Genomic DNA, 9,943 nt, shown 5'->3' with positions numbered 1-9,943 from the left:
CTTGTTGTACTGCGCCCAGTTCTTGACGCGGTAGATTCCCTTGGGGTCGGCTTGCTGTTGGTTGTCCTTGCGCATCGACTCGGAAAAAGTCCAAGACACTACGCCGCTTCGCCCGAAAGTTGATATGACTCCGCCTGTCAACAGGGATCGGTTTTTACTTTGTTGAGGTGCATACTGACTGGAATTTCCTGAGGGCGACGTAGCAGTAAATCTCGACGGTGGGATCATGCTGATATCCGCGGGTTGGGTACCGCATTACAGAAGTCCGCCCAGTGAGCCTGCCGCCATCCGACGCCGCAAGTCTGGATGCAATCCGTTGCGTAACTTTGTCGCGGGTGACTCGTGTGCCGGGCTACGCCGCCTTCAGGAAACTGCCTCTAAAGTAATGAACCGGGCCCCTACCTCCGTGGTGATGTTGGGATCAGCAAGTTTTCGTTCGCCAGTCAATGGCAGCAACTGGCGTTCGAGGAGCTGCGGCGCGCGATCGAGGACCGACTCGCACAATGTGAGCGACTTGAAGCTGCGCTGCGCGAGGCGGTCGTAACCTGGCGCTTCGCAGCATGGAGTTACCAACATCCGGCCCGCGTGAGTCCCGACATCCAGCGCCGCCATGAAGGCATCCCCAAGCCCATCGTGGATCGGGCCTGGGACGCCCAGGTGCGTCTGTGTCGACGCTACCGAAAGCTCGTCGCGCGCGGCAAGGAGAAGAACATCGCGGTGGTCGCCGTCGCCCGCGAACTGAGCGGGTTCATCTGGGACATCAGCCGCCTCGCCATGTCCCTAGCCATATGCCATGAGGCGCGCCCAACGTAATGCCAGCGTCGATGCGCGGGACCCCAATCGGCTCTGCCCGTGTAGTGCACACCATGCGATAGCAGAAATGCCTTCAGCCGTTGCCGTGCGCGCTTCAGATCCTCTTTGGCGCTCACCCATGCGCGCGACAGATCGCGGAAGGCCTCGCCTTCCACGCTGGGCACGTATACGCCTGACAGGTCGCCGGCGCGCAGCGAGCGCACGAGCTTGACGGCGTCCCGTCGGTCGGTCTTGAGTGGCCCTGTCCACACCGTGCGGCTCTGGCAGAAATGCTAACCCGCGTTTGATTCCTCACGAGAGGCCAGCCCCTGCCACGCGGAGTCACGCGCAGCCTCATCCAGTCGGCTTTCAATAGAGGTGACCTTACGCCCGGTCAGTCCACAGAAAAGGAGGGCGAGGCTGTGTCGGAGCTCGTCCCACGTCACCGACCTCTGGAGCTTTTCTGCTGGCGCAGCATAGTCTGGGATCACGTCGAGGATCGTCTCCGCCAGAATCGCGATCTCATCCTCGCCGGTTTGCGTGGTTTGATCATTCGGCGCGCAAAGCTTGTCCACGAGGGGAAACCGCTCACCGGTTCCAAGATCCTCCGTGTAGGACAAGCCATGCTCCATGAGCACGTCGCGAATGGTGGTCAACAGAGCTTCGCGGCTCCCCAGCGTCGGGTTTGCCGGGAACTCGTGGAGCCCTTTCGGCAAGACTGAACGACCGTGATCCGTGACCCGAGCTAAAACCGCACCGTTGCCGACGACCTCCACCACGACCACAGGCTGTGCTGCACAAACTCCAGCGGGCGCGGCCGCGACGGTGGCTGCGTCGGTCGGCATGGCATTGTTCCTGCGCAGGATATCGCGCGCGGCGGCGATGGCTTAGTTGTTGTCCCGCATGAACTTCACTGGCACGTAGGCGGTGCCCTTGTCCCAGTCCTTGTGCAGGCTCACCAGCGTTTCCAGCGCCGCCCGCAGTTCTGCTATCTGTTCGACTTCAGTCATTTCTCAGTCCTGATGCGTTGTGGTCAGCACCAGACGGCGTGGTCCATCTCCGCAAGCTCGCGGCCGGCGTTGATCGCAGCATCGGCCTGGCGGGTGGTCTTCAGTTCAAGGGGCCCTCAAAGGCGATGCCCGAGGCGCCGAAGCCGATGTCGGCGTGCATGTGGTAGGCAACGCGGCAGGCCTTCACACCGTACTTGTCGAGTGCACGGGCGGTATTCTTCGTCGTCATGTTGATCCGGGGTCGGGGAGCGAATCAGGCGGTTGCGATGACAGCGTCGATAGCGGCGATAACCGGAGCGGTGTCGCCTTCGGTGCGAACGAAAGCGACCGAATCCAGCAGTACGCGGGCGGACGTAAGCGCCTGGATGGCTTCGTTAGCGCCGCTGGTTCCGGCATCGAAGCGGACACCGTCGAGCGGGTCGTAGCCCAGAGCCGCGATACGGTCTGCGGGCTGCCAACTGTCCGCCACTTCCGGCAATTTGGCGTGGGCTTGGGCGTAGTCGTACAGGCGCAGGCCGTCGAGGGCGTTACACAGTCCGTCGGACAGGTCTTCGTGGTTGTCGCCGAGCCAAAGGGCAGCGGCGGCGAGCCGTTCACGTGCGTTCATGGGGTAGGCGTCCTCAAATCTGAAGTGCAACACCTTGCCATTTGGTAAGGTGTGGTGGATGACGAAGAAGAAGTACCGGCAACTGCAACCCGAAGAGCGCATGCGCATCGAGATTTGGAAGGCGGAGCAAATCGGCGTGAGGGACATGGCCTTCCAGCTGGGGCGCTCGCCATCGACCATTTCGCGTGAACTTGCCCGCAATACCTGCGAAGGACGCTCTTACTGCGCTACAGTGGCGCATGCCTCTCGCACCCGGCGCCGTGACGCCGGCCGTCCTGCTGCCAAGCTCGACAGCGATAGCGTGCTGTGGGGCGTGATGTGTCACTTCCTGGAGCTGAAGTGGTCGCCGCAGGAGATCGCCGCCGTCCTCAAGCGAGCCTACCCCGCAGACCCGAGCCTGAACGTGTCGCACGAAACCATCTACAACGCCATCTACGCCTACCCTCGCGGAGAGCTGCGCCGTCAACTGATTGCCTGCGCCAAAGCCACGCCAAGCGCCTTGCGCGCTCGCGGGGTACGGACCGACGCGCTCAGATTCCCGACATGGTCAGCATCCACGTGCGCCCGCCCGAGGTCAACGACCGGCTCATGCCGGGGCACTGGGAAGGCGACCTCATCAAGGGCGCGGGCAACCGCTCGGCGGTGGGCATGCTGGTCGAGCGCATGAGCCGGGCCGTACTGCTGGTCAAGATGCCCGATGACGGCCGCTTCGGCACTGGCCGGCTTTACTGGCAAGCTCCAATCGCTGGTCGCGCCGATGCGCCAGACGCTCACCTACGACCAAGGGCGCGAGATGAGTCGCCATGCCGAATTGACTGCCGCCACCGGCGTGCGCGTGTACTTCTGCGACCCGCATAGCCCCTGGCAACGCGGCACCTGCGAAAATACCAACGGATTGCTGCGCCAGTACCTGCCCAAGGGCACGGACTTGTCCATCTACTCGCAAGATGACATCGACGCCATCGCCGACAGCCTCAACGGCCGGCCACGCAAAACCCTAAACGGGCACACCCCTTTGCAAGTCCTCGCTCAGGTCCTGGCCAACCCAACTGACCGGTTCCCTGTTCAATAACCCGCAGGGTGTTGCACTTCGCTCTTGAAACCGCCAGGCCATAGGTTTATGGACTTTGAAAAAAACGCCCGACGCGAAGCCGGGCGCTATAAAAGACGCATTGTTGGGGGGGAGACGTACCACCAACGCGGGAGCGCATGAGCAGCGTGCGCCCCAAGCAGCATGGTAACCGCCGCCAACAGTCAGTACCATCAGATCTTGTCGAATTTTTCTTAAGGATTTCCTGAGCAGCATTTACGTGTTACTCAGCAGTCGGAAATATAGGCGACAGATGGAGCTTCGAAGAATGAACGAATCAGATGCGGTTTATTCTGGACGTCGGCGAGTTGCGCCTCGATCCGCTCGCTCAGATTCTCACCCTTCTGCAGGGTCCGCCTGGCGGCGCCAGTGCGTTTGACATGGCTCCACACCAACTCGTCTGGATTCAAATCCGGGGCGTAGCCCGGCAAGAAGTGAAGTCTGAGCTTGCCACGCGTGGAATCAACGTACTCGCGCACCAGCCTTTTCTTGTGCGCGGGAAGACTGTCAAGTACCAGATGCAGCGGCTTCTTGCGATGTCGCATCATCTTCTTGAGCAATTCGACGAACAGTTCGGCGTTAAGCGCTCCCTTGTAGGTGCAAAACGGCGTTGTTGCATAAATCCGGGGTCGGTTGGGCTGACGTTTACGCGCAACGGCTGAAACTCTGGCTCTGTTAACTTCTGACGAAGTTGCGTAGTGTCTTGGACTTTTTCCGGGACGATGCGCAAGGACAACCAACAGCAAGCCGACCCCAAGGGAATCTACCGCGTCAAGAACTGGGCGCAGTACAACAAGGGGCTGATAGCCCGAGGAGACGTGACGATGTGGGTCGAAGAGAGCTTGCTCGTGCCACCGGCTAAAGCCCAGTCGCCCAAGCGTGGCCACCCGCTCGTCTATACGGATGCGCTGATCCAGGGTCTGCTCGGTCTCAAGCAGGTGTTCCACCTGCCTCTGTGGGCGCGCGAAATCGGGTCGCAGGCCACCGAAGTGGCCATCCGTGCGGGCGTGCTCAACCGCATGGTCGCGCTCGCTCGCCCGCAATCCGTCCGTATCGCCTGAGTTCAGCCTCACCGAGGAGCCCCTGTTTTCAATCTCAATTTATGCAACAACGCCGGTCCAATCCGCGATGTATGGGCCATTCTCGCCGCCCCAACCGCCGCTGCACAGTACAGCTATCAGCAGCTGTTCGTTGCCATCGCCGCCGCAACCGTTGTGGAGGGAACGACCGTGGCGATCTCGGTGCAGAAATTCTGCGAGTCAATTGGACTGAGCTATCAGTGCTCCCTGGTTGCCGAGCTCGATGCGAAGGCCGGTAAGACTATGAGCGACCCTGGCGCACGACGGGAGCCCGACCATGGCTGAGCGCATGCAGGTGGCTCGCTGGCGCCGTACCCCACGTGAAAGCAGCCGGATCGCCGTGGTGTAACGCCGAGGATACCAGCTACGCCTTGGCGAACAGGTGCTCCTCACCTTGGGCTGGGCACAACCGTATGGCGCCGCCGTTAATGGCGGATGGATCTGGTACGGCATGGGGCAGAACACCCATGCCACGCGGCACAAGACGGCAGAGGATGCCAAGGCGGCCGCCGATGCCTGGTACAAGGCGAACAAAGGAGCCGACGGTAATGGCTGATCAGGACAACAAACCCGCTGCGGCTCGCGATGAAGCGTGGCTTGAACTGCTGCAACTGCACCGCCAGGCCGTACATCAAGGCGATAGCGACATCTCGGATCTCTTCGAGCAGCGGCTGCGCGAGTACCGCGAGAAGCTGCTGGGCGGCACATACCAAGAGGCGCCGCTGACCGCAGAGGCCATCCTGGACTATGCCGGCATGCACGGGCTAATTTCACCGCGCCGCCCGCATTGGCCGGCGGCCCAGGTGTTTACAGTAACGAGAAACTGATCGGGCTGGTCTGCAGCGCACTCACCGCGGCCGCACGGGCCGGGACCGATGCACGCCTTGCGGCTCCCGCGCCGGAAGCCGAACCCGCGAGCGGTGGCGACTGCGATGACTGCAAATGGTCAGCACGTGCAGGCGAAGGCAAGTGCGAAGGCTGTGCAGCCATGGTGGAATCGGTATCGAAGGCGCCGGCGTCTCCCGAGGTGCCTGACGCGCAATCCACTCCAGTTGCGAAGGCAATTGCCGTTACGCCGGCCATGCGTGGCTGGTTAGAGTATCTCGCACAAGGGTACGAGATACCGCGCTCGCCAAAGATCCATACCGGCCCGTACTCCACGCCCCACCGCAATGGATTCACGTGGGTAATGGCAAGCAAGCTTGAGGACGCCAACTTGATCGCGTGGGAGGCTGGCCCCTCTCTGTCTGGTCTTCCGCGTGTACACGCGGAATTGACCGCCGCCGGTCGCGGAGTACTTCAGCAGCACAAGGAGCGCCGCAGGGGACGGTGATCCGCATACTCCAGCACCAAGACCCCACGGTATGGGTCCACGGTGTTGACAGTAGCGGGCATCGCCCGAGGTAGCGATCGACCACGCCAATACTGCGTTCAAAGAACTGTTAGGGGTTTGATGTGAAGGCCATTTCTATTCGCCAGCCTTGGGGGTGGCTGATCGTGCGACCGGACCTCTCCGGCCAGGCGCGGCTTGACGCCATCGCGAGGCAGGAGCTCAAGGACATTGAAACCCGGACCTGGTCCACCTCGCATCGAGGCCAGTGCTGATACACGCCGGCAAGGCCATGACCCGCGGCGAATACGGGGACGTGAAGGACTATCTCTCCGAGCTCTACGAAACAGGCCCCTACGACGGAACGCTGATCACCCTACCGAAGTTCGAGGAATTGCAGCGCGGCGGCATCATTGGGATGGCGAACATCACCGATTGCTTGCGCGAGAGCGACTCGCGGTGGCATCTGCCCCACTGCTATGGGTTTGCCCTGGACAATGCGCTCGCCCTTCCCTTCACCCCATTCAAAGGTACCTTGAGCCATTTCGAAGTGCCAGACCACCTGGTGCGTCGATTGGTGCCTCAGCAGAAAGATTGCCAGCACGGGTTCTCCAATATTTGCCTCGTTGGGCAGCGGGACGGCGTAGCGTGCCCTGCCGACTCTTGTGATATCGATGATGGAGTGCGCCATGTCTGATCAGAATTTCGACTGTCCGGAATGCCGCGCGAAGGAGAGTATCTGGATCATGGCCACCGCAGGGGGGCGTGGTACCGGAGAGTCCGCCTCCTACGGGGCAAAATGCACTGCCTGCGAGTGCTGGCTCGCTGACGAGATGCCCTCGAACTGCGACGGCAAGAAGTCCTCTGCCGTGCGCGAGCTCAAGCGGATCCTTGCAAACTGGCCAGAAGAGAGAACCAGGAGGGCGCAGTCCGGCATGGCCGTATTGAATGCGCCCTTAGCCCGACCGCAGCACATCCGAGAGCAAGCGAACGCTCCGACCGCGGCATGGGTTGTGCCCGAGGGGTATGTGCTGGTACCGAAGGAGCCGACCGAGGAGATGCTGACCCACGGACAGGAGGCATGGATAACGAAGCGCCGCGCCCGGCCGGCGACGGAGGATTGCGATGAAGCCGCCGGCGTGTGGCTGGCCATGATAGCCGCCGCACCTCAGCTGCCCAAAGACACGGCATGACGGTTTACGTTGACGACATGAACGCCGAGTACCGCGGAATGCGCATGTTCCACATGATTGCGGACACCGATGAGGAGTTGCACGATATGGCGGCCCGGATCGGCGTCGCGCGACGGCATTTTCAAAAGGCAGGCACCCCGCAGCGCCACTATGACATCTGCCTAAGCAAACGGAAGATGGCCGTCGCCGCCGGCGCCATTGAGATTACCTGGCGACAAACAGGCGCCATGACTCGTCGACGCCGAATTACGAGCGAACTTCGGGTCCCCTTCGGATGCCGAGCGATGGCAGGCGGATAGGATCGCCGATAGGCGTGCTCAACTGGCAGAAATGTCTGACGCAACGACGACAACCACTGGCCGGCTATCACCGGCTAATCCCGTCAAGAATGCAATGAGTGAAAACAGCAAGATTGAATGGACCGACCATAGCCACAACGAATGGGAGGGCTGCCAAAAAGCCGGCCCCGGTTGTGATCACTGCTACGCAGAGACACGCAATATTCGTTTCGGTGGCGGTACGGCCACCAACTGGGGGCCTGGTGCACCCCGCAGGCGCACGAGCGAGGCCAATCGCCGTAAGCCCTTGCGATGGAACTCTCGCCATGAGAAATTTTTTGCCACGCATGGCAGGCGGCAGCGCGGTTTTTTTGAAAGTCTGGGTGACTGGTTGGATAATGCCGTCCCAATCGAGTGGCTGGCGGACCTGCTTGAGACGGTCAGGCTCACACCGAACTTGGATTGGCTCCTGCTTAGCAAACGCATTGGAAACTGGCACGCCAGGCTCGACGCAGCTCGTGAGTATGCTTTCAATCACCGCCGTGATGGGTTGCACCAGTGGATCGCGGCATGGTTAGACGGCCGAGGTCCAGAGAATGTATGGATCGGCACAACCATCTGCAACCAAAAGGAAGCCGACCGAGATATCCCCAAACTGTTGGAGCTGCCGGCGCTTGTACGCTTCCTGTCTATGGAGCCGCTTTTAGGCGCCGTAGATATCGGCGACTACCTGGTACCTAGCTATCCGAACTGCCAAGGTTTTGAGCAGGGGGGCCGGATGGAGCCAGGGTATTGCGGCAGGTGCGCCGGCCACTTTTCCGACCCTATCCACGATCACATGAAGCGCGACACCGTTGATTGGGTGATCGTCGGCGGCGAGAGCGGCCCGAACGCGCGGCCGATGCATCCGGAATGGGCTCGCAGCCTGGGCGATCAGTGCGCAGCCGCTGGCGTGCCATTCATGTTCAAGCAGCACGGTGAATGGGCGCCTGGCTCCGGGGACTTTGGATCCGGGCGCTATGAGACAGCAGCTGTCGCCAGCGACGGCCGGGTGGTGGCCGGCGGATACGAGGCGACCGGCTATCCGGCTGGATCAAGCAGCGCCGACGGTTGGGCCATGGTGCATCGAGCGGGCAAGAAGGCCGCCGGACGCCTCCTCGATGGACTCCAGCACGATGGGTTTCCTGTGCACGGGGCGTCGCCAATCCAGCTCATAGGAGAAATTTCGTGAACCATACATCAGGTCTATTCGACCTCACCTACGCAATCTACTTCCAGCTCGCGTACTTCCTGCCGATGGAGCAGACAGTCGCTGCCCTGCTTTTGTCACTACCTCTTGCAGTGGTCGGGGTGGTCGTTCATGAGCTTGGCCATCTTGGAGCAGCTAGATATTTCGGGGTGCCGGCGGTCATCCATCTGTTCCCTAGGCGGGCCGAACAGGGGGACCGCCGCAAGTTCTGGTTTCTGGCCCCACTTGACGTCGTTACGGACGACGACCACCACTTCGCGCTCGCGCGATGGCAGCGCCGCGTCATCATTGGCGCCGGGCCCGGTATCGATGCGGTCGTCGGGCTCCCATGCCTGCTCTATGGTTTGGCGCTACCGGTAGCGCCGTGGGTCGCCGTTAGCGTTGCCTTTAGCGGCGCCGTGGCCATACTCCTCCGTATGCCCATCAACCTGGTTCCGATTCGCCGCCTTGGGAACGACGGTTACCATCTGATCCACCCCGACTGCCAAGATCCCAGGCGCCGATAGGCGTCCGCCCCCCTCTGGTAGGGCACCATCCAACTCAAGACTTCCGGCCGGACGACCGATACACCGTTATTGGGTCGACTGCTGCCGTACGGCTGACGGGCTTGTGCTTGCCCCTTTGGACTGCTCAGCTGCCACGGGCACGCTATGGCCTTCGAGCGGCTGGTTCGGAACAGCCGACACCCCGCCATCGTTCACGGATCTGGCGGGCCAACGCCGTCCCCGATTTGACTTTCACCAAGCCTCGATAGGATGGAGTCTCCATTACTCGACGCTGTGAGATATAACGATGCAAACGAAGACGATTACGGCCGAAGCCTTCCGTGAGGGTGCGCGTGAGGCAGTTCTGAAGGCGCTCGACGGCTACATGCGTGAACTCACGTGCTGCGATAACGCACGTGGCGCCACCGATGGCGACCTGCCCGCGCTGTTCGCTGGCATTGATGCCCACATGATGCGCGTGGCCGGCCGGTTCAACCCCGAGAGTGAAGAAGTTGGCTCTGCGTACCTGACGATTGCCGCCTGATTTGTGCGCCGGCACGCCGAGATCGACAAGCTATCGGAGGAGACAAATCACGTCCCCTCCAACACCTGGGGCTCCGATTCGGAAATGTCCTTTTCGGACACGTCGTCGATGGTCTGCACGGCCGAATCGGTCGAAAGGGACATAGCCGGTGTCGCGGCCGCGGCCGCCGCCGTCACCATCGCTACCGACGACGGTCTCGGATTTTTTTCCTAGCAGGCCGCTGAAATACCTCCAGCGAACGTCAGCGTCACGAGAGGCTGACGCGTTAATCTGAAGACTCCACCCA

At 61.4% G+C, this 9,943-nt stretch carries 13 protein-coding genes and 7 pseudogenes; 14 read left to right on the top strand and 6 right to left on the bottom strand.

What is annotated here, in order from left to right:
• Nucleotides 1-420: 420 nt before the first annotated feature.
• Nucleotides 421-813 (top strand): annotated as a pseudogene (locus tag J8I34_RS32205) (IS110 family transposase); the annotation flags it as partial.
• On the opposite strand, the pseudogene J8I34_RS32200 reads toward J8I34_RS32205, so the two are convergent.
• From J8I34_RS32200 to J8I34_RS32190, 5 genes and pseudogenes are all read right to left on the bottom strand, one after another.
• A pseudogene (locus J8I34_RS32200) lies at nucleotides 765-1,049 on the bottom strand (IS110 family transposase); the annotation flags it as partial. The pseudogenes J8I34_RS32205 and J8I34_RS32200 sit on opposite strands and share 49 nt — an antisense overlap.
• 36 nt (nucleotides 1,050-1,085) lie before the next feature.
• Nucleotides 1,086-1,637 carry a hypothetical protein gene (locus tag J8I34_RS32195; protein ID WP_209778372.1) on the bottom strand — a complete coding sequence of 184 codons (552 nt, stop codon included), beginning with the start codon at nucleotides 1,635-1,637 and terminating at the stop codon, nucleotides 1,086-1,088.
• 42 nt (nucleotides 1,638-1,679) lie between these two features.
• On the bottom strand, nucleotides 1,680-1,802 hold the full coding sequence (locus tag J8I34_RS35340; RefSeq protein WP_256441908.1) for a hypothetical protein: 123 nt from the start codon (nucleotides 1,800-1,802) through the stop codon (nucleotides 1,680-1,682).
• Between the two features lie 100 nt (nucleotides 1,803-1,902).
• Nucleotides 1,903-2,031, bottom strand: a complete 129-nt coding sequence (locus tag J8I34_RS35335) for a hypothetical protein (RefSeq protein ID WP_256441907.1) — start codon at nucleotides 2,029-2,031, stop codon at nucleotides 1,903-1,905.
• A gap of 24 nt (nucleotides 2,032-2,055) precedes the next feature.
• Nucleotides 2,056-2,409, bottom strand: coding sequence for a hypothetical protein (locus J8I34_RS32190; protein ID WP_209778374.1), 354 nt, complete (start codon nucleotides 2,407-2,409; stop codon nucleotides 2,056-2,058).
• Nucleotides 2,410-2,467: 58 nt separating this feature from the next.
• On the opposite strand from J8I34_RS32190, the pseudogene J8I34_RS35625 reads away from it, so the two are divergent.
• The 3 genes and pseudogenes from J8I34_RS35625 to J8I34_RS35615 form a co-directional block, all read left to right on the top strand.
• A pseudogene (locus J8I34_RS35625) lies at nucleotides 2,468-2,599 on the top strand (helix-turn-helix domain-containing protein); the annotation flags it as partial.
• A gap of 116 nt (nucleotides 2,600-2,715) precedes the next feature.
• Nucleotides 2,716-3,048, top strand: a pseudogene (locus J8I34_RS35620) (IS30 family transposase); the annotation flags it as partial.
• A gap of 58 nt (nucleotides 3,049-3,106) precedes the next feature.
• The gene (locus J8I34_RS35615; RefSeq protein ID WP_371748187.1) at nucleotides 3,107-3,481 is read left to right on the top strand and encodes an IS30 family transposase; all 375 of its coding nucleotides are present in this window, start codon (nucleotides 3,107-3,109) and stop codon (nucleotides 3,479-3,481) included.
• Between the two features lie 245 nt (nucleotides 3,482-3,726).
• Here the strand turns inward: J8I34_RS35615 and J8I34_RS32180 are convergent.
• Nucleotides 3,727-4,104 (bottom strand): annotated as a pseudogene (locus J8I34_RS32180) (transposase); the annotation flags it as partial.
• Between the two features lie 117 nt (nucleotides 4,105-4,221).
• Here J8I34_RS32180 and J8I34_RS32175 point away from each other — a divergent pair.
• The 10 genes and pseudogenes from J8I34_RS32175 to J8I34_RS32135 form a co-directional block, all read left to right on the top strand.
• Nucleotides 4,222-4,461 (top strand): annotated as a pseudogene (locus tag J8I34_RS32175) (transposase); the annotation flags it as partial.
• A pseudogene (locus J8I34_RS35610) lies at nucleotides 4,453-4,560 on the top strand (IS5/IS1182 family transposase); the annotation flags it as partial. The pseudogenes J8I34_RS32175 and J8I34_RS35610, both read left to right, overlap by 9 nt.
• Before the next feature lie 400 nt (nucleotides 4,561-4,960).
• The gene (locus J8I34_RS32170; protein ID WP_209778252.1) at nucleotides 4,961-5,134 is read left to right on the top strand and encodes a hypothetical protein; all 174 of its coding nucleotides are present in this window, start codon (nucleotides 4,961-4,963) and stop codon (nucleotides 5,132-5,134) included.
• Nucleotides 5,127-5,405, top strand: coding sequence for a hypothetical protein (locus tag J8I34_RS32165; protein WP_209778249.1), 279 nt, complete (start codon nucleotides 5,127-5,129; stop codon nucleotides 5,403-5,405). The genes J8I34_RS32170 and J8I34_RS32165 overlap by 8 nt, the downstream gene beginning before the upstream one ends.
• A gap of 795 nt (nucleotides 5,406-6,200) precedes the next feature.
• Nucleotides 6,201-6,605 carry a hypothetical protein gene (locus tag J8I34_RS32160; RefSeq protein WP_209778246.1) on the top strand — a complete coding sequence of 135 codons (405 nt, stop codon included), beginning with the start codon at nucleotides 6,201-6,203 and terminating at the stop codon, nucleotides 6,603-6,605.
• Nucleotides 6,598-7,101, top strand: coding sequence for a hypothetical protein (locus J8I34_RS32155; RefSeq protein ID WP_209778244.1), 504 nt, complete (start codon nucleotides 6,598-6,600; stop codon nucleotides 7,099-7,101). The genes J8I34_RS32160 and J8I34_RS32155 overlap by 8 nt, the downstream gene beginning before the upstream one ends.
• Nucleotides 7,098-7,400: a DUF4031 domain-containing protein gene (locus tag J8I34_RS32150; protein ID WP_209778241.1), complete on the top strand. Its 303-nt coding sequence runs from the start codon at nucleotides 7,098-7,100 to the stop codon at nucleotides 7,398-7,400. The genes J8I34_RS32155 and J8I34_RS32150 overlap by 4 nt, the downstream gene beginning before the upstream one ends.
• A 94-nt stretch (nucleotides 7,401-7,494) precedes the next feature.
• Complete coding sequence (locus tag J8I34_RS32145; RefSeq protein ID WP_209778239.1) at nucleotides 7,495-8,610, top strand: phage Gp37/Gp68 family protein; 1,116 nt, start codon at nucleotides 7,495-7,497, stop codon at nucleotides 8,608-8,610.
• Nucleotides 8,607-9,134, top strand: a complete 528-nt coding sequence (locus J8I34_RS32140; protein ID WP_209778237.1) for a M50 family metallopeptidase — start codon at nucleotides 8,607-8,609, stop codon at nucleotides 9,132-9,134. Before J8I34_RS32145 ends, J8I34_RS32140 begins: the two co-directional genes overlap by 4 nt.
• A 286-nt stretch (nucleotides 9,135-9,420) precedes the next feature.
• Nucleotides 9,421-9,657 (top strand): hypothetical protein, encoded by a 237-nt coding sequence (locus J8I34_RS32135; protein ID WP_209778234.1) that lies wholly within the window; start codon nucleotides 9,421-9,423, stop codon nucleotides 9,655-9,657.
• Nucleotides 9,658-9,943 lie beyond the last annotated feature (286 nt).

Origin of the sequence: Cupriavidus phytohabitans (assembly GCF_017815025.1) — a bacterium.
Taxonomy (GTDB): domain Bacteria; phylum Pseudomonadota; class Gammaproteobacteria; order Burkholderiales; family Burkholderiaceae; genus Cupriavidus.
Note: the sequence above shows the minus strand (reverse complement) of the source record. Positions and strands in the feature narration are given on the sequence as shown.